The sequence below is a fragment of the Halalkalibacter sp. APA_J-10(15) genome (assembly GCF_023017105.1).
In the GTDB taxonomy this organism is placed as follows: Bacteria; Bacillota; Bacilli; order Bacillales; family Bacillaceae_D; genus Halalkalibacter.
The window spans coordinates 245,418-263,005 of record NZ_JALKEV010000004.1; the positions used below are offsets into that span (position 1 = coordinate 245,418).

Annotated in this window: 21 protein-coding genes; 5 read left to right on the top strand and 16 right to left on the bottom strand. The window is 37.7% G+C overall.

Annotated features, from left to right (window positions below):
- Positions 1-108 precede the first annotated feature (108 nt).
- Positions 109-477, top strand: coding sequence for a permease (locus MW695_RS06955; protein WP_247104434.1), 369 nt, complete (start codon positions 109-111; stop codon positions 475-477).
- Positions 478-557: 80 nt separating this feature from the next.
- Here the strand turns inward: MW695_RS06955 and MW695_RS06960 are convergent, their stop codons facing one another.
- The 5 genes from MW695_RS06960 to MW695_RS06980 all read right to left on the bottom strand — a co-directional run bounded on the left by MW695_RS06960 (position 558) and on the right by MW695_RS06980 (position 4,482).
- Positions 558-1,526, bottom strand: a complete 969-nt coding sequence (locus MW695_RS06960) for an alpha/beta fold hydrolase (RefSeq protein ID WP_247104436.1) — start codon at positions 1,524-1,526, stop codon at positions 558-560.
- Between the two features lie 84 nt (positions 1,527-1,610).
- Complete coding sequence (locus tag MW695_RS06965; protein ID WP_247104511.1) at positions 1,611-2,099, bottom strand: dihydrofolate reductase; 489 nt, start codon at positions 2,097-2,099, stop codon at positions 1,611-1,613.
- Between the two features lie 114 nt (positions 2,100-2,213).
- Positions 2,214-3,512 (bottom strand): FtsW/RodA/SpoVE family cell cycle protein, encoded by a 1,299-nt coding sequence (locus MW695_RS06970; protein ID WP_247104438.1) that lies wholly within the window; start codon positions 3,510-3,512, stop codon positions 2,214-2,216.
- Complete coding sequence (locus MW695_RS06975; RefSeq protein WP_247104440.1) at positions 3,509-3,934, bottom strand: helix-turn-helix transcriptional regulator; 426 nt, start codon at positions 3,932-3,934, stop codon at positions 3,509-3,511. The genes MW695_RS06970 and MW695_RS06975 overlap by 4 nt, the downstream gene beginning before the upstream one ends.
- Positions 3,931-4,482, bottom strand: a complete 552-nt coding sequence (locus tag MW695_RS06980) for a sigma-70 family RNA polymerase sigma factor (protein ID WP_247104442.1) — start codon at positions 4,480-4,482, stop codon at positions 3,931-3,933. The genes MW695_RS06975 and MW695_RS06980 overlap by 4 nt, the downstream gene beginning before the upstream one ends.
- A 289-nt stretch (positions 4,483-4,771) precedes the next feature.
- Between MW695_RS06980 and MW695_RS06985 the strand changes: the two genes are divergently transcribed.
- The 3 genes from MW695_RS06985 to MW695_RS06995 all read left to right on the top strand — a co-directional run bounded on the left by MW695_RS06985 (position 4,772) and on the right by MW695_RS06995 (position 7,155).
- Entirely contained in the window at positions 4,772-5,857 is a 1,086-nt protein-coding gene (locus MW695_RS06985; protein ID WP_247104444.1) for a rhamnogalacturonan acetylesterase, read from the top strand.
- 140 nt (positions 5,858-5,997) lie between these two features.
- Positions 5,998-6,429, top strand: coding sequence for a MarR family winged helix-turn-helix transcriptional regulator (locus MW695_RS06990; protein ID WP_306421096.1), 432 nt, complete (start codon positions 5,998-6,000; stop codon positions 6,427-6,429).
- Positions 6,430-6,528: 99 nt separating this feature from the next.
- The gene (locus MW695_RS06995) at positions 6,529-7,155 is read left to right on the top strand and encodes an FMN-dependent NADH-azoreductase (protein ID WP_247104445.1); all 627 of its coding nucleotides are present in this window, start codon (positions 6,529-6,531) and stop codon (positions 7,153-7,155) included.
- A gap of 248 nt (positions 7,156-7,403) precedes the next feature.
- Here the strand turns inward: MW695_RS06995 and MW695_RS07000 are convergent, their stop codons facing one another.
- The 3 genes from MW695_RS07000 to MW695_RS07010 form a co-directional block, all read right to left on the bottom strand.
- Positions 7,404-8,426, bottom strand: a complete 1,023-nt coding sequence (locus MW695_RS07000) for a DUF3231 family protein (RefSeq protein ID WP_247104446.1) — start codon at positions 8,424-8,426, stop codon at positions 7,404-7,406.
- Positions 8,427-8,473: 47 nt separating this feature from the next.
- Complete coding sequence (locus MW695_RS07005) at positions 8,474-8,992, bottom strand: YetF domain-containing protein (protein WP_247104447.1); 519 nt, start codon at positions 8,990-8,992, stop codon at positions 8,474-8,476.
- A gap of 70 nt (positions 8,993-9,062) precedes the next feature.
- Entirely contained in the window at positions 9,063-10,352 is a 1,290-nt protein-coding gene (locus MW695_RS07010; RefSeq protein WP_247104448.1) for an ArsB/NhaD family transporter, read from the bottom strand.
- 146 nt (positions 10,353-10,498) lie between these two features.
- On the opposite strand from MW695_RS07010, the gene MW695_RS07015 reads away from it, so the two are divergent.
- A complete protein-coding gene (locus tag MW695_RS07015) occupies positions 10,499-10,873 on the top strand; it encodes a TIGR04086 family membrane protein (RefSeq protein ID WP_260505874.1) in 375 nt (124 codons plus the stop codon).
- A 96-nt stretch (positions 10,874-10,969) separates the two neighbouring features.
- Here the strand turns inward: MW695_RS07015 and yajC are convergent, their stop codons facing one another.
- From yajC to MW695_RS07055, 8 genes are all read right to left on the bottom strand, one after another.
- A complete protein-coding gene (yajC, locus tag MW695_RS07020; protein ID WP_247104450.1) occupies positions 10,970-11,233 on the bottom strand; it encodes a preprotein translocase subunit YajC in 264 nt (87 codons plus the stop codon).
- A 33-nt stretch (positions 11,234-11,266) separates the two neighbouring features.
- Complete coding sequence (gene tgt / locus MW695_RS07025; RefSeq protein ID WP_247104451.1) at positions 11,267-12,406, bottom strand: tRNA guanosine(34) transglycosylase Tgt; 1,140 nt, start codon at positions 12,404-12,406, stop codon at positions 11,267-11,269.
- A gap of 12 nt (positions 12,407-12,418) precedes the next feature.
- Positions 12,419-13,444, bottom strand: coding sequence for a tRNA preQ1(34) S-adenosylmethionine ribosyltransferase-isomerase QueA (queA, locus tag MW695_RS07030; protein WP_247104452.1), 1,026 nt, complete (start codon positions 13,442-13,444; stop codon positions 12,419-12,421).
- 82 nt (positions 13,445-13,526) lie between these two features.
- Positions 13,527-13,736, bottom strand: a complete 210-nt coding sequence (locus MW695_RS07035; RefSeq protein WP_247104453.1) for a DUF2905 domain-containing protein — start codon at positions 13,734-13,736, stop codon at positions 13,527-13,529.
- Complete coding sequence (gene ruvB, locus MW695_RS07040) at positions 13,733-14,731, bottom strand: Holliday junction branch migration DNA helicase RuvB (RefSeq protein ID WP_247104454.1); 999 nt, start codon at positions 14,729-14,731, stop codon at positions 13,733-13,735. The genes MW695_RS07035 and ruvB overlap by 4 nt, the downstream gene beginning before the upstream one ends.
- An 18-nt stretch (positions 14,732-14,749) precedes the next feature.
- Positions 14,750-15,352: a Holliday junction branch migration protein RuvA gene (gene ruvA, locus MW695_RS07045; protein WP_247104455.1), complete on the bottom strand. Its 603-nt coding sequence runs from the start codon at positions 15,350-15,352 to the stop codon at positions 14,750-14,752.
- 162 nt (positions 15,353-15,514) lie between these two features.
- The gene (locus MW695_RS07050) at positions 15,515-16,054 is read right to left on the bottom strand and encodes an intercompartmental signaling factor BofC (RefSeq protein ID WP_247104456.1); all 540 of its coding nucleotides are present in this window, start codon (positions 16,052-16,054) and stop codon (positions 15,515-15,517) included.
- A gap of 199 nt (positions 16,055-16,253) precedes the next feature.
- A complete protein-coding gene (locus MW695_RS07055; protein ID WP_247104457.1) occupies positions 16,254-17,426 on the bottom strand; it encodes a YhcN/YlaJ family sporulation lipoprotein in 1,173 nt (390 codons plus the stop codon).
- Positions 17,427-17,588: the final 162 nt, after the last annotated feature.

Here is a 17,588-nt window from a genome sequence, read left to right on the forward strand (position 1 = left end):
CAAAAGGATCTCATTAGGATGAAGGAATGTTCATAATCGAGCGAGAAGATATAGTTTTTCCAAGTAAATTATAAATGGAAAAGTGAGTTATGATGACAGGAGGAGTATATGAAAAGAATATTTTCACTATTTGGATTTAGCTTCATTGGTTTCAGTGGGTTATTACTTTTCGTTAGCCTTTTCACAAGTAAACCACCATTAATGGTTATGTATTTGTTTCTAGCACAAGCGATTATGTGTTTTTGCCTCGCTTACCTTTACCCACAATTTAAACAAAAAGATGAACGCATGAGACGCATTAGAGAGAAGGGGATGTTCGCATCCTTTATTGTATTAATGGTTTATTTTATCCTTTTTATATTTGGCTTACAGCTTGAGTTCATCACGTTGAATGCGAACGAATTACTATATGTATTAATTGCGCTAATGATCACTACTATCTTTGTATCCTTTGTCATATACTCAAAGATCTACTAGAAACTATAACCTAAAAAGAAAAGTGAGGAAGCCTTTCTAACTAAGCTTCCTCGCTCTGAGAGCACCAAAAAAGTTGAAAATTAAACTTTACCAGTTCCCTTCTCTATAGGTGTTCTCAATACTTCCTCTTTTAAGATCGATAGAACTCTACTTGCTTCCTCCAAAAATGGAGAGTGAGCGCAATTGTCAAATGAATAGAATTGTTTATGTGGGGCTTTAATCAATTCAAAAAATCTTTTAGCTTCTTTGTAACTCGTTTGATAATCATATTTACCTTGAAAAATGTATACAGGCATTTGAAAATTCGGTGCAAGTAGCGTTGCATCAGCTTTGGCCATCGTTTCTGATAAAGCATCATAAGAAGCAAAAACCCCTTTAGGAAGATTGAATCTTTCTCCCCACGTATACTCTTTACATGTAAACCATTCTTTTAATCCGTCCCACTGCGTATAACTCTCGCGTTTCATCCCTCCACCATACTTCGTTAAATACTTGCTCAAGATCTTTCTGTACGTCTGACTCTGATAGAAATTTTCATCAAACGTATACGCACGAATATCCTTTTCAGCTTTTTGATCCCCTTTCTCAATCGCGGTATGTAATAGAAATTGATAGGTTTCTTCATTCGATTGATTATGGCGACCGAACTGACCCGAACCGATATAAGCAGCATAATGCTCTCCAAATCGACTTGCTACAACGCTTCCTAACAAAGCACCCCACGAATGTCCAAATAGATAAATTTTCTCTTTGCGAAATCTTTCTTTTAAAAACTGGGTCACTTCCAATGTATCTTTTATCGCTTTATCCAAGGTTAATTCACCTTGCGTCCTAGCATTATACGACATTCCTGCTCCACGCTGATCCCAATAACAAACGGTAAATTCCGCCTCCAACCTAAGTTCAGACTTCTTGATCATTGGATATTGTGGAAAGCCTGGCCCTCCATGCAAAAATAACAAAACTGGGTGATCTTCATTTACTGTCTCAATAAACATTCCTAGTTGATGTCCATCTACTTCTATAAATACTTTTTCAGTTTGAACCATACTTCTCCTACCTTTGAGTAAAAATATAATTTGTTGATGGTTCTAGACACTCTTTACTAAATCTCATTATGTTCTATTTCTCTATCACTTCTTACGTTCATACACACAAAAATAATAATCATACGGGTTCTCTTCATTCTTAAGTCCTTTTTCAACAGAAATTTCCTGCCACTCAGTCCTATCCACTTCCGGGAAAAAAGTATCACCTTCGAATTGATGCTCAATCTTTGTTATGTACATCGTTTCGACATAAGGCATGAACAGCTCATAGATTTGCTCGCCACCAAATATAAAAATCTCCTTTTCATCTCGACATAAAGCAAACACATCTTCAACAGAATGAGCAATCTCACATCCAGGGTACATAAACTGCTTATTCCTTGTCACAACAATATTGCGTCTTCCAGGGAGTGCTTTCCCGTTAGATTCAGCATTTTTTCTTCCGAGGATAATGGGTATCCCCTCCGTTTTCTTCATAACATAAGCCCAATCATGAGGAATGCTCCATGGCAAGTGGTTGTCCTTACCAATCACTCTATTTTTATCCATTGCCACAATTAATGACACATGCACGTTCGACACAACCCTTCCTATCCTTTTCTCATACGAATGATATTCCCTGTTATACTATTTCTAAACGATATTCGACTATCCTTCATTATATACGAAAAAAGAGCTGTTAACGTTTCAAACAGCTCTACTTGTTTGATGTTGGACTAAATCTTTCCTCCGATAGACACTCAGAATAAAGCCAACATAAATACTATATAAAATCATGGATGCTCCACCATAACTTGTGAACGGTAAGGAGATTCCTATTATCGGTAATAGCCCAAAGACCATTCCCATATTCCAAACGCTCGTTACCCCAATCACCGCCATACTTGCTAAAGCGATGATACGACCAAAAGGATCATTTGTTTTCTTGACAATTTGAAGAATTCTAATTAGAAATGCAAACAACGTAATAAATATTAAGCTTCCAACCCCCCAACCGAACTGATGAATGATAGAGACAATAATGAAGTCTGTATGTGCTTCAGGGAGCTTTTCACCTATAAATGTATAATCATTCCACAAAAAAGTAGCCTCTCGCAATAGTTCTTTGATCACCACGTAGATATAGCCATAGCTACTTGCATAATCCTCTGGATACAAAAAACCTACGATTCGTTCCATTTGATGCTCTGCAAGAAACAATGCGAAGACCGTACTTCCTATTAATAAAAGAACGCTATTTACGATATAGAATATTCTTTTTCTCTTCATCGGCGCTACTGCCGACATGATCAGACACGTAGCTAAAAAGATCATCATCGCACTTCCTAGTGAAAGGTAAGTAAGAGCAACTAAAAGCCAAATCACAACAGTCGCGAGTAACACTTTCATAAAGCCTTTTAAATGCTTTGAACTTAAAATCCCCGCTAATGCAAGAATGTATAACAAGCTTATAGACCAAAAAGTAATATCAAAATATCTCATATCTAAATAGAGAATGCCGTTCCTTGAAGAACTTAAATAAAAAAAGAAAAAGGATAAAATAATTCCCACTACCAAAAGATACATCCAATATCTTTCCATTTTACGATAATCCAAAAACATAATCCCAGTCATTACAACCAAAGCAATGATGCTTGAAATGAGTTGAACTCGAACATAATGTAAACTTGAGATTCCAGAAAATGTTGGCAGAGAATATAAAGTCACCATTCCAATGCTAATAACAGCCAGCAATAACCCAATCGTCCACCAATCGATTTTAGGTTTATGAATTTGATGCATTTTCTTTCCAAGTGTTAACGGATTTCCTAATTGTTCAACTGCCTTTTTCTCTGATTCTATTTCAGATAACCCTTCTGTCAACATTTCTTGTTTACGCTCTATAAAGTGACTCGTCAATTCAGCCTCTACAAACTGTTGCGCTTCTTTTGAACGGATTTGTGCTTTTACTTCGTTTATAAATTGTTTGAACACTTGCCTACTCATCCTCTTAAACCACCTTCCCAATCTAGACGGAAAGATGTTTTATTTCCCTCTTCATTTTCTATTTCGACTAAACGTTTTCTTCCTTTGTTTTCGATATGATAGTATTTAATTTTTGCCCCTTTGTTATCTTCCCATTGTGATTGAATATATCGTTTGCTTTCTAATTGATGTAACAAAATGTACACGGAACCTTCATTGTTTTGAAAATCCTCTTTCCCTATTCTCTTCTTTAGATCGTTCAGAATCGCAAACCCCGTTTTAGTTGAATCATATAACGTTTGTAAAATCATAATTTCTATTTTTTTTTGCTTCAATGGATCGACTTGTATCAATGTTTTCTTTTTTTGATTTTCTGTAAATTGCACACGTTCAAATACCGTTTTGTCAAACGCATGTTTTACGTTCATTAGTGGATCATTCATTCGCTCTCCTCCTGACTTAATAAATTTTTAATCAGCTTTCTAGCACGGTTTAATCTCTTTTTAATCGTATTTTCATTTTTTTGAGTCATTTGACTAATTTCTCTAGTCGTCCATTCCTCGTAATAATACAAATAAACAACTTCTCTATATGCTAAAGGTAGCTTCAATACTGCATTCGCAAGCCTTTTCTCTTCAGACTGTTGCATGAATCTTTGCTCAATTTGAACTTCATTGGCGATCGTATTATGAACGAAATCGTTATCTAATACAATTTGACGGTAATGCCAACTTTTCAAATAATCTTTGAAATGATTCATGGCAATTCGAAACAACCACGTTTTAACTGAAGCTTGATGCCGAAAAGTATGTAGCTTTTTAAAAGCTTTAATAAATATTTCTTGAGTTAAATCTTCTGCTGTTGCGTAATCTTTCACATATGTATACACAAGCTGCTGTATAGCTTGTCCGTAGCAATCCATCATTTCATCAAGTAGCTCATACTGTGATGAAACGGACTGATGATTCGTAAATCGTTCGACACGGTCCATTCTCTCACCCCTTCCTCACCACTTTGACGAGTCTATCTTGCTTTTCGTTTCATTATTTCCCTTTTTTCAAAGTTATTTCTCATCCCATTATGTCGATAGACGATCAAATGTCACTATGTTGAACAAAATATGTACTTTGACCCTTATTTGGATTCTTAGTAACAATTGTTTGGTTTGAAATGAGCATCTGCATAATAAGTTGATTATAACTTAACTAATTTAGGAAAATATTAAAAAATCAGTATAAATCAGTTATACTAATTGTAAGCACAAATGAGGAGGAATTTATATGGCTTTGTTAGAAGGCTTTGAACTAGCATGTAATAATAACGTTGTTTTTTTATCTCCAGATACACTCTTTTCCCCTTACAAAGGCTATGGGTTTCTATTTGATACACCTATTTCAAACAATGAAGACAAACATGACTCTTACCCAGGGAACTATACACTTCCGTTCGCTCCTAGCTTAATCATTCAAGTAGAAAATGGAAACTATCAAATGAAAATCACATTCGGTTCAGATCACTATGATTCGTGCACGACTGTTATTGCAGGAGCTGGTCAAAGAATTCATCATCTCATTCATGTTGATAAAGGGCAGTCGAAAACGATACTTGCCGCAGTTCCTGTTCATTCAAAAGAGCTCCGTCTCGCTTTTACAGGTATACACCCAGCTATCCGCTCCATTGAATTATCACGTCATCATGATATTCGCACGATTTTCCTTTGTGGAGATTCTACGGTTGTGAACCAACCAGCCAGCCAATACCCCTACACAGGCTGGGGGCAATTTCTACCCAACTTCTTAACCGAACACGCCGTTGTTTCAAACCATGCCCGTTCAGGCAGAAGTACGAAAAGCTTTATTGAAGAAAATCGACTTGAAGATATTGAAAAACTTCTACAAAAAGATGACATTATGATGATCCAATTCGGTCATAACGACGAAAAAGATAATAAAGGTGGTACAAAACCGTATTCATCCTATACAGCTAACTTGAATACGTTCATACATACTGCAAATAAGCATGGTGCCTATCCTATCCTTGTGACTCCGATGCATCGCCGTAAATTTGATCAATGCGAAAAGATTATAAATACACATGATGATTATTTGCAAGCTATGAAAGAAGTCGCCGCTAAACAACACGCTAGTTGTATTGATCTTGCTTTGAAAAGCAAATCTCTTTTTGAACGTTTAGGACCACGTACAACCAAAAGTCTCTTTATGTGGCTTGAACCATCAGAATTTGGTTTTCATCCTGAACGAGTGATGGACGATACTCACTTTTCAGAGCTAGGTGCTTTTCATATAGCAAAGCTTGTAGCAGAAAGCTTAAAAGAAATACATGACGACAAACACATCGTTGTTTAATTGAAAATGTAATTACGCATTTCTATTCAAACGCCTATTAGCTTTTTTATAATTGAGAATGATTCTATTTGACAATTCTATTCATTATTCGTTATACTAACTTTTGTTACTTAGTATGTATAGCAACCAAATAGTGAGGGATGCACATGAATCTAACCTTTCAGGATTACATTAGTATTTCCATTCATAGAACAGACTTAGTCCTAACAAGTGTCATAAAATCTAAGCTTGCACCCTTTAACCTTGCACCAGAGCAGAACCTTATTATGATGCTGCTATGGGAGAAAGACGGCTTATCACAAAATCAACTAGTCGAAAAGCTAAATAAAGATAAAACGAATATTGCACGAATGGCGGCAAGTTTAGAGTCAAAAGGCTTTGTTAAAAGGGAGCACTGTCCTAATGATAGACGACTAATGAAGCTCTATTTAACAGCTTGTGGACAGAATTTAGGCAATGAAATCATTCCAATCGCCGAACAATTTAATAATCATGTCACAAATGGTCTGTCCCGAGATGAGATTCATGAGCTTGAACGGTTACTTTTGAAAATTAGAGAAAATGTTCAGTAATGAACGAGCACCTTACGCTCTTTTTGTTGCTATAACAACTTAAACAATAAAAAAGGTTGCTACAACAACCATTTACATTCAGTTGGAGGTTTTTTATTCATGGCAAACGTATTATTTATTAAAGCAAATTCTCGACCAGTAGAACAAGCAGTTAGTGTACAATTATACGAAGCGTTTCTTCAGGAGTACAAGAAAACTCATCCCGAAGATGAAATCATTGAGCTTGATCTATTCAAAGAAAATTTACCTTATTATGACACAGATAAAATTAACGGAATGTTCAAATTAGGTAACGGAATCGAACTAACAGCAAATGAGCAAGAATCAGCAAATTTAGTAACCCACTACCTTAATCAATTTTTAGATGCAGATAAAGTCGTTTTTGCATTCCCTCTTTGGAACTTTACGGTTCCTGCCGTGTTACACACTTATCTAGATTATTTAGCTCAAGCAGGCAAAACATTCCGTTATACACCTGAAGGTCCAGTTGGGTTACTACCTGAGAAGAAGGTTGTTCTATTAAATGCTCGTGGTGGTGTTTATTCAGAGGGGCCAGCACAAGCAAATGAAATGGCCGTCAACTATGTTACAGCACTGCTACAATTTTGGGGTGTTACTGACCTTACAAAGGTTATTATTGAAGGTCACAATCAATTCCCTGATGAAGCTGAAACTATTATCTCTAAAGGAATTGAACAAGCGAAAAAAGTTGCTCAGCAATGGTAATTGTGCAATGCGTTACCTATTTTTAAAAGTTTGATACGATTTGGTTTTCCCGTAACAAGCGAGCAACTACAAAGACACTGAAAAAGTACTCATTTACTTTTTCAGTGTCTTTTTAATTTCTTTGTGTGGAGAGTCGTTACAAAAAGGCTAAGCTTTTCTAAGAAGTGAATTCCTATTTCCTATTTCAAAAATACGTGAACATAGGTAGGGATACAACACCCTCCTCAAAAAAAACTTACTTACATAAATTACTTTTTAGCAGCTAACTTATTGCGATTTACAGCAAGTGGTGGTTGTTCCATCCAGCCTTTTCCTATTAGTAACTTCATCCCATCCCCACCATACGTAGCAACCTCCATCATAATTCTAGCAAAATGAGTTGCTAAATCCTTTCTTTGGTCCGCGGCTAAAGCTGCTCCATAATTGCCAATTCCTTTTGTAATTAATAAGTTCGTTTGAATAAGCATAAAGCGATCTGAGAACGGCGAAACTTGACAATCTGTTATTTCATTATCATACGTTTTTACGGTTGAGATGTCTTCCTCCAATAGAATATCATTAAAGATGTGAATATATTTATGAGCAATCTCTTTTCCTCGTAGCAAATATTGTTTAACTTTCGTATCCTGTGCGACTTGCGAAAATGCCATCAATGTTGCCTTTCCAAGAGCATTAGCCTCCGCAACAGTAAATAAATTGGCAACTTCAGTGACATTTAATGGCCTACTCGAATGAATCATGTTTCCTATAAAGCTTTGATCCTTAACGAAATCAATCGTTTCTGGTACAGGGACCAATGGTGGATGTGTATATAATCCTTTAGACAGCATTAAATCCGTTGCTTGTAGCTCAAGCTTTTTCAAATTACTAATAAAATTGCTAAATACCTTCTCTAAATCATCTCTTGTCACTTCTGTAAAAGAGTTCGTATATTCTAAAATCATAAATTTCGTCATCGTTTTAATATAATTAATATAATAGGCATCTGTAAATAATCTTGGTGCCTGTAGGTTGACATCTTCTAAAAGGATCGCTCTTGGAACTGGAAAATGTTCTTTTTTAAATAAGCTCTCATATAGCTCAACTTGCTCCTTCGTCATCTTGTGACAAGTTTGTATTAATTTCTTAATATCACGGTCTTCAACGTGCACAAGAAAATACTCAAACATGTAATGAGCCACCGTTTCAATCGTATAACCGCGCCAAAGACTCGACATTTCAACTGAATTTAATTTCGTATTTTTATGCGTAGTTGCGTATTTAGCCGCCATCCTATTCTCCTTTATTACAGACATCTGCTTTAACACTTTTATTCCTTTCATGAATAATCCTGAGAACTTTCTTCTATATAAAATGTACCTTCATCCTTAAGCGAGCAGTAAGAAATATCCTTAACACTACGAAAACCAAGCTGTTTTAGCTGCTTTCTTAGCCAAAATTCTGTTTTTTTCAAGTCTTGAAGAGATTGAAACTGAATTTGACCATCAATGATTAGTACAACCGTTCGTCTTCTTACATCCTCTTTCCTCGAATGACTGCTTTCGATCATTTGTTGGAGCAACTGCTGTTTCTCACCGTTATCTTGAAAACGCTCAACCATTTCCTCCTCTTTCTTCACAAGCCACATATATAATAAATGAATAAGAAGTAAGGTAAGAGTCGGAAGCAAAAAGAGTAATAGGGGCTTCTCAACATAAATAAGAAACACGACACCGAGCTGAGCGATCATAAAGACGACAACGATATTTAACCATTCACGCTTCTGACACAATCGTATCGCGAAAAGCACAATGAAATAAATGAACACTGCCCTAACGATGATTGTTAAATAATCCATCAGCACGCTCTCCTTTTAAATTGCCTTATAATTGTAGTATGACCTAATTTACATCTTATTCAGATGGTAGTTAAAGGAACTCAACTAAATAGCGAAAATATAAATAAATAGTCGAAATGAAAAAGGAAACAAAGGCAATCGGTGCACCGACCTTTAGAAATTCCCAATAACTAAATGGACATTTCGCTCTAAGTGCCATACCGGCAACAATTACATTAGCTGTCGCACCGATAATCGTTGCGTTCCCACCTAAGCAAGCACCTAACGCCAATGCCCACCAAAGTGGATCTAACTCATTCATCCCAAACTCTTGGAATTCCAATATGACTGGAATCATTGCGGCTACAAAAGGAATGTTATCAACAAAGCCTGATAATATTCCAGATCCCCACAAAATAAAAATCGCTGTTTTCGGTAAGTCCCCTTCTGTATAATAAATAATCGCCTTCGCCAGTTCATCTATAATTCCAACTTCCTTAAGACCACCAACAAGTAAAAAAAGGCCGACAAAGAAAAACAAGGTTACCCATTCAACCGAGCGAAATACATCCTCCATATCCTGTTCATCATGTGTGACAAGCATTAATAATAATGCCCCTACCATTGCAATGCTTGTTAAATCCACATGAATAAAAGGTTGAATGATAAAGCCAATCGTCGTAATCGTTAATATCGAGACAGATTTAACGAGTAACGTCTTATTTTTAATATAGAGAGCAGGATTAATCGCCATTAATTTCTTTCGATCTTGATCCGATACAAGCAATTGTTTGCGATACATCCAAAGCAGTCCAAACATTACAACGAAAAAGATCAATATGACAACAGGGCTTAAATTTATTAAAAAATCATTAAAGGTTAAATGTGACACTGCTTGACCAATCATTAAGTTCGGAGGATCACCAATGAGCGTTGCTGTCCCTCCAATATTAGATGCCATCACAACGGTTAGTAAAAAAGGAACTGGTGGCAACTTCAATAATGACGTTAATGTAAATATAATCGGTACTAGCAATAATACAGTCGTCACATTATTTAAAAATGCTGAACCGACAGCTGTTAGACTCGCTACAGCAAAAAGTAACGGAAGCGGACGACCTTGAACTTTCTTTGCTAAAGAGACAGCTATATATTCAAAAAAACCACTCTGACTCGTAATAGAAACTAAAATCATCATTGCTAATAGCAACGTAATCGTATGCCAATCAATATGATGTAAAAAAGCGATGTTAATATCATATACACCGAAAACGAGCATAAGAACTCCACCAAAACAAGCAATCACCGCTCGATTAAACTTTTCAATGATGATAAAAAAATAGCTCGCTAAAAAAATGACTAAGGCTAAGGTGACGGCCATGAAATGAACTCCCTTCCACTCATTTCTACCATCGTATGACTTGTCTTACTTAAACATGTCTACCTTTTCTTTTAGGAAATACGTCTATTTTGAACAAGCCTGAATAAGCTTTAATAAAATATAATCAGAAAGGTGTGTCTTACTTTATGAATAACCGAGGATTTTTCCCCGCAATTTTATTCGGTTTCATGACTATTCTCGTCCTTATCTTGACGACGAGCCTTGTTATTTCGCTTATTCTGTCATTTAGCTCGTTAACAGAACAATCCGTACATTGGTTTATTATTACGATTGCCTTTTTAGCGATGTTTACTGGAGGCTTAATAGCTGGAGGACGTGCGAAAGAGAAAGGCTTATTAGTAGGGGCAATAACGGCACTTATGTTCTCTTTGCTCACATTTCTTATTCAATTTTTAGGTTTTGATGTTAGTTTTTCAAATGAACAATATCTATTCCATGGATTATATATATTAACAGGAGCAATAGGCGGAATCGTCGGAGTTAACCTTTCAAGTGAATAATCGAGCCATTATAATAAAAAAGATTCCCACCCGAAAAGGTTGAGAATCTTTTTTTGATTCATGTTCACACATGGTTTCGTTACCCCTTACTATGTATCAATCTGGGTTAACAATTTCACGAATAGCTGTGCGATCAAAAGTAAGCTTACGGTTGTCATTTACAAGGATCACAATACGATCTTCATCGATGGCATCAATTGTACCGTGTAAGCCACCAATTGTAATAATTTTATCTCCACGTTGTAATGCACTATGCATTTCATTAATCGCCTTCTGTTTCTTTTGCTGTGGACGAATTAAAAGGAAATAAAAAATCGCAAACATTAAAATAAGTGGTATGACTGTAGCCATTAGTTCCATTTTGTTCCCTCCCTTCATTCAGTTAATCATTCATTAGAAGTTTTTGGCATTTGGTTTATTAAAACCATATTGCTCAAAAAAATCTTCTCTAAAGTCAAGCAAACGATCATCTCGAATCGCTTGTCTTACTTGCTCCATTAAGTTTAACAGGAAATAGAGATTATGATAAGAGGTAAGTCTAAATCCGAACGTTTCTTCACATTTTATTAAGTGACGAATGTAAGCTCTTGTGTAATTTTTGCACACATGACAATCACAATTTTCATCGAGCGGCCGGAAGTCACGCGCATATTTCGCATTGCGAACGACGAGTCTTCCTTCACTTGTCATTAACGTCCCATTTCGAGCAATTCGTGTCGGTAGCACACAGTCAAACATATCAATACCTCGGATTGCTCCATCAATAAGTGAATCAGCTGAACCGACTCCCATTAAATAACGGGGCTTATCAAATGGTAAATGTGGAGTCGTAAACTCCAATACTCGATTCATGACATCTTTCGGTTCACCAACCGAAAGACCTCCAATTGCATAGCCTGGAAAATCAAGCGAAACAAGATCACGAGCACTTTGCTTACGAAGCTCTTCGTATTCACCACCTTGAACAATCCCAAACAACCCTTGTGCATCTGGACGCTTATGCCCTTCTAAACACCGTTCAGCCCAACGGCTCGTTCGCTCAACAGACTCCTTCATATAATCATATTCAGCAGGATATGGTGGACATTCATCAAAGGCCATCATAATATCAGAGCCTAATGCATTTTGAATCTCCATTGCTCCCTCAGGACTGAGAAATAACTTGTCACCGTTCAAATGGTTTCGAAAATGAACACCTTCTTCTTCAATTTTACGCAAATCACTTAAACTAAATACTTGAAACCCACCGGAATCTGTTAAAATGGGACGATTCCAGTTCATAAATCGATGTAAGCCCCCTGCTTCTTGCACAATATCATGACCAGGACGAAGCCAGAGGTGATACGTATTACTTAAAATAATTTGTGCATTCATTTCTTTCAAATCTTCTGGACTCATAGTCTTTACTGTTGCCAGCGTCCCTACTGGCATGAAGATTGGCGTTTCAAAGGAGCCATGTGGTGTATGGACACGACCGAGGCGCGCTCCTGATTGTTTACATGTTTTTAGATGTTCATATGTTATGGCCGCCATCAACGTTCCTCCTTATATTATAAGCATCGCATCACCGAAGCTAAAGAAACGATAACGCTCTCGTATCGCATGAGCGTATGCTCTCATCATAAAGTCTTTTCCACCAAACGCACTAACGAGCATCATTAGTGTTGATTTCGGTAAATGAAAGTTCGTTAGCAAGCCATCGATTCCTTTAAATTCATATCCTGGGTAAATAAAAATGGATGTCCACCCTGAGCATTCCTTAAAAGCACTATGCTCACTCATAATGGTCTCTAGTGTTCTGGCAGACGTCGTTCCAACCGCAATAATTCGTCCTCCCTGCTCATGAACAGAGTTTAACAATTGAGCGGTCTGTGCACTCATTTGGTAAAACTCAGCATGCATTTTGTGCTCTTCTATTGTACCCACACTAACAGGGCGAAATGTACCAAGTCCAACATGAAGAGTGACAAACGCGACATGTACACCCTTCGCTTTTACTTCTTCTAGTAGCTCATTTGTAAAATGAAGTCCTGCTGTTGGAGCTGCTGCAGAGCCACTATGTTTCGAGTAAACCGTCTGATAACGCTCTTGATCCGGTAGCGTCTCCTTAATATACGGTGGCAACGGCATTTCTCCTAGCTCTTCTAATACTTCATGAAAAATACCCTCAAATTTCATTTCTAACATCCGACCACCATGATCCGCTTCACCTACACATGTTGCTCGCAGTTGACCATTACCAAACATAATGACAGTGCCCTCTTTCACTCGTTTGGCGGGCTTCACCAACGTTTCCCACACGTGACCTTCCTCTTGCTTCAGAAGTAAAACTTCAATATGGGCACCCGTTTCGTGCTTTGTTCCATAAAGACGAGCAGGTAACACACGGCTATCATTTAATACTAAGCAATCACCAGCTTGAATTTCATCAAGTACATTCATAAACGTACGATCCTTCATGTCTTCTCGGTTGCGATCCAACACAAGCAAACGAGACGCCGTCCGATCAAGTAGCGGCGTCTGCGCAATTAATTCCTCTGGTAAGTCAAAATCAAAATCTTCAACATTCATTAGTCTCTCACCTTTAATCTGTCTTCGTCATCTTTTCCTACGTTATCATATCGAAACCGAAGCAAAAGAGCAATGTCTTTCACTATCTTCGAAAAAGGAGGAAAAGCAGTGACAAAACAATACTAACAATAATGCTTGTCATAATTGGAAAATAAACAGTCATATTTTCTCTCTTTATAACAATGTCACCAGGTAGCTTCCCCAATGGTAAAAAACGTCCAATCAACATCCACAGCACACCAATGATAATAAACAAAACACCTAAGCTGATTAAGACTTTTGCTATATTCATTTTGGCTCCTCCAAATGAAAATGTTTATAGCAAATAGGACTAACGATACGTCCACGCGGTGTTCGTTGCAAAAAGCCTATTTGCAACAAATACGGTTCATACACGTCTTCAATCGTTTCCGCTTCTTCACCAATTGTCGCAGCGATCGTTTCTAAACCAACGGGACCTCCTCTAAACTTTTCGATCATTCCAAGCAGTAGCTTATGGTCAATATGATCAAGCCCTAACTCATCAACCTGGAGCTGTTCAAGTGAATGTGCGGCTATCGCCAATGAAATCGTACCATCACCTTGAACTTGCGCAAAGTCACGGACTCGACGGAGCAAGCGATTAGCAATACGAGGTGTTCCACGTGAGCGGCGCGCAATTTCAACAGCTGCCTCCCCATCAATATCAGCTTGAAAAATCTCGGCCGTTCTTCGGACAATCTGTGTTAACTCAGATTCTGTATAATACTCTAACCTTGCCATCACGCCAAATCGATCACGTAATGGTGCAGAGAGCATCCCTGCTCTTGTTGTCGCCCCCACTAATGTGAATGGAGGTAAATCAAGACGGACAGACCTCGCTGTCGGACCTTTTCCAATGACAATATCGAGACAGAAATCCTCCATCGCAGGGTATAGCACTTCTTCTACCATCCGGTTTAAACGATGAATTTCATCTATAAAAAGGACATCCCCGGGCTCTAAACCTGAAAGAATAGCTGCTAGATCACCGGGACGTTCGATTGCTGGACCAGATGTTGTCCGCATATTCACACCCATTTCACTAGCTATGATCGCTGATAACGTTGTTTTTCCTAGCCCTGGAGGCCCATAAAGTAAAACATGATCCAAGCTTTCCTCACGCATTTTCGCAGCTTCCATAAATACGTTTAGATTTTGCTTTACTTTTTCTTGTCCAATATATTGAGCAATCTGCTGTGGGCGGACTTGTTGATCAAGTGAATCCTCATAACCTTGCTCCTCCGCTGAAACGACTCGTTCCTCCACCAACACTTCCTCCCTTCCCTAGCTTTTTAACATATATTGTAGCGCTCTTTTAATATAACCATCTGTTGTAAGCTCTTCGTTCTCTAAATGCGGTCGAACCTTTTTAAGCTCTTTCTCAACATAACCTAATGCCCGTAATGCTTCTAAAGCCTCTTCTAGCTCAGAAGGTGCTGTGCTTACTCGTTCAATAACTTCCTGATTAGATGTTAAATTAGTTGTTAGTTCTTCAAGCTTTCCTTTCAAATCAAGAATCATTTGTCGAGCTGTTTTTTTACCGACACCAGGAAAACGAACGAGAAACGCCTCATCCTCTTGCTCAATGGCAGCAATGACATTTTCAGGCTCCCCTGAGGCTAATATAGCCAATGCTCCTTTTGGACCGATACCTGAAACATTTAAAAGCTTCTCAAATAGTATCCGCTCTTCCTTAGCAGCAAAACCGTATAAACGCAAAACATCCTCACGAACATAATGATATGTATAAATTTGAATCGCTTCACCTACATTAGCTTGAAATCGAAACGGATTCGGACAATAAATTTGATAACCTAAACCTTGATGATCAATGACAATATAAGACAATTCTATTTCAACCAACGGACCACGAATGTAATCAATCACTTTCATATTCTCCTCTCAACACAGTACATTCTATTTTACCATAACTTACTTGTAGTCTCTATGAAGATATATGAAAAACTGCTCAGCGATCTTTTCTTATTTTGCACTATGCTGAATAAACAAAAAAACCAAAGGAGAAATCAACCTTCCCCCCTTGGTTTGTCATATTTCCTTCGCCTTATATTGACTAAATACTTGCAACACTTCTTCATAGTTCCGTAAATCCTTTACAGGTATCCCGTTTTCAAGCTCCGTATAATGATGACTTTTTAATTTTGATGTATCGATATAGAAAAATGTTTGAATCACCTTCTCGTGACTAGGCTCTCCCTCAAAAATCGTCAATACACCTTCCTCCGTCAAACCAAAATAGCCGTTTATTTTTAACAGTGGTGAAATATCATACATCTCTTTTCGAAAAATAATTTCTTCACCGCTTTGATTAATTAACTCCCAATCTTCATAGAAAGCCCAAAAGTCCTCCATCGATAATATCGTTTCTTCTACATATTCCTTGCTTTTTTCGCCATCTAAATAAACTCTTTCTAAAACAACTTGGACTGTTTGTGGAGCAAGAACCTCATATGCTTCTGACTCACTTTCAACATGTTCTTCTTGAATGGTACCTGTTGAATTCTTCATATAGAAAAAAGTTCCGATTAAAACAGCTAATAATATGAGCTGATAAGATTTTGTTCTCATACGTGTTCACCACCGTATTTTTCTTAAATTGTGTATACAACATAAGCATTACCAAAGTAGTAATTTTTTATTCAGTAAGAAAACCTTAATTGCTTCATGCTTTACCGTAGTCTTTCAACCAACCTTCTCTCTATGATGTTAATTCACAAAATTAAAAGGCTACTGAACGTATCTTCAGTAGCCTTTTTAAAACATATACTTAACGTGAACGTTCAAAAGGGCGTTGAACAGCATTTCCTAAATCACGTAACATATCTTCGAAGGTTGCTCCGACTTCTTCAAATGCAGCTCCTCCACGAAGCTCATCATCCATCGTACGAATACGACCAAACGCATCAGAATCAGATACAACACGAACATTCTTTCCATCTGCGATATCGTTTACTCGATCCTCTACACGATCACGTACATCATCGCTATTGCGTTCAGCTTGTACACCCACGACGATATCATCATCATGAACAATAACACGTGAATCATTTAATCCTTTAATTCCTCTTAATTCTTTATTAATCTTCTCGACTGTTTGACTATCGTAACTACGGTGGTAGTTAGCCTTTTGACCTTGATTATTTTCTGTCGCACGAGTCGTTTGTTGACGATCTTGACGATTTACACCAGTTTCAACACCAAATTCATTATTAAGCGCATCGCGATAACCACGGGTAGCACTATTTTCCATACCAACAGCTCTCGAACGCTCTTGCTTATGTCGAGGGTTTAAGTTTAAAGCACCCATTCCTTGACGTTGATTCGATTGATGACGGTTTTGCATTCCTACACGATTGCCTCCACGTTCACGAAGAACACCATCCTCATCAACCATCCCTGGACGGTCATTTCCAGTAATTCCTCTTGCTCCAAACCCACCTTGTGTCGCTTGAGCTCCCATTCTTCCTTCATTCAATCCTGTTCTCCCCATACCTGGAGTACGTCCTTCTTGCGTACCAAAAAACCCTCGTTCATCACCTAGTGTATGATAATTATTTAAGTGAGTACGTCCCTGACCTTCTCCAGCATTTAACCCATAGCCACCACCACGTTGTTGATTGTCGAGTGTGCCATGATAATTCGTATGGCCTTGAGCACGGCTTGTTCCATAAGTTCCTCGCTCACCTTGACCACCAAAGTTCTGGTTATGATTCGTTGTACCAAATCCGCCTCGATGTCCACGGTCTGGTGTCATCATATCTGTTATAGGTCCTTCACCGTGGTGACGACCAGTTGTACCAGTTGCTCCCATATCTTGAGAATGAATACCCGTTCGATTATTTTGTGCATTCATTCCTGTTTCTTGATTATCAGTACCACAACCTGCAAAACCACCTAAAAGTATCGTAGCGGTTGCGACTGTCATCGCTATTTTCTTCAAATGAAATTCCCCCTTTCACCATTTAGAATGGCTTAGAGAACCTCATTTTAGTCTGTTAAGTCTTGGATATGAAAACGCATTAGCAGAGATCACTAAAAGTTTGGTTTTTAACTTTTTGTCCCCCCTTAACAGGCTTTTTTAATTGTGTCGTGCACAGCTGAG

What these genes read in the sequence shown, in the direction of transcription:
- MW695_RS06955 (WP_247104434.1), top strand. Translation starts at nt 109, where the DNA reads ATGAAAAGAATATTTTCACTATTTGGATTTAGCTTCATTGGTTTCAGT.
- MW695_RS06960 (WP_247104436.1), bottom strand. Translation starts at nt 1,526, where the DNA reads ATGGTTCAAACTGAAAAAGTATTTATAGAAGTAGATGGACATCAACTA.
- MW695_RS06970 (WP_247104438.1), bottom strand. Translation starts at nt 3,512, where the DNA reads ATGAGTAGGCAAGTGTTCAAACAATTTATAAACGAAGTAAAAGCACAA.
- MW695_RS06975 (WP_247104440.1), bottom strand. Translation starts at nt 3,934, where the DNA reads ATGAATGATCCACTAATGAACGTAAAACATGCGTTTGACAAAACGGTA.
- MW695_RS06980 (WP_247104442.1), bottom strand. Translation starts at nt 4,482, where the DNA reads ATGGACCGTGTCGAACGATTTACGAATCATCAGTCCGTTTCATCACAG.
- MW695_RS06985 (WP_247104444.1), top strand. Translation starts at nt 4,772, where the DNA reads ATGGCTTTGTTAGAAGGCTTTGAACTAGCATGTAATAATAACGTTGTT.
- MW695_RS06990 (WP_306421096.1), top strand. Translation starts at nt 5,998, where the DNA reads ATGCACATGAATCTAACCTTTCAGGATTACATTAGTATTTCCATTCAT.
- MW695_RS06995 (WP_247104445.1), top strand. Translation starts at nt 6,529, where the DNA reads ATGGCAAACGTATTATTTATTAAAGCAAATTCTCGACCAGTAGAACAA.
- MW695_RS07000 (WP_247104446.1), bottom strand. Translation starts at nt 8,426, where the DNA reads ATGGCGGCTAAATACGCAACTACGCATAAAAATACGAAATTAAATTCA.
- MW695_RS07005 (WP_247104447.1), bottom strand. Translation starts at nt 8,992, where the DNA reads ATGGATTATTTAACAATCATCGTTAGGGCAGTGTTCATTTATTTCATT.
- MW695_RS07010 (WP_247104448.1), bottom strand. Translation starts at nt 10,352, where the DNA reads ATGGCCGTCACCTTAGCCTTAGTCATTTTTTTAGCGAGCTATTTTTTT.
- MW695_RS07015 (WP_260505874.1), top strand. Translation starts at nt 10,499, where the DNA reads ATGAATAACCGAGGATTTTTCCCCGCAATTTTATTCGGTTTCATGACT.
- yajC (WP_247104450.1), bottom strand. Translation starts at nt 11,233, where the DNA reads ATGGAACTAATGGCTACAGTCATACCACTTATTTTAATGTTTGCGATT.
- tgt (WP_247104451.1), bottom strand. Translation starts at nt 12,406, where the DNA reads ATGGCGGCCATAACATATGAACATCTAAAAACATGTAAACAATCAGGA.
- queA (WP_247104452.1), bottom strand. Translation starts at nt 13,444, where the DNA reads ATGAATGTTGAAGATTTTGATTTTGACTTACCAGAGGAATTAATTGCG.
- MW695_RS07035 (WP_247104453.1), bottom strand. Translation starts at nt 13,736, where the DNA reads ATGAATATAGCAAAAGTCTTAATCAGCTTAGGTGTTTTGTTTATTATC.
- MW695_RS07050 (WP_247104456.1), bottom strand. Translation starts at nt 16,054, where the DNA reads ATGAGAACAAAATCTTATCAGCTCATATTATTAGCTGTTTTAATCGGA.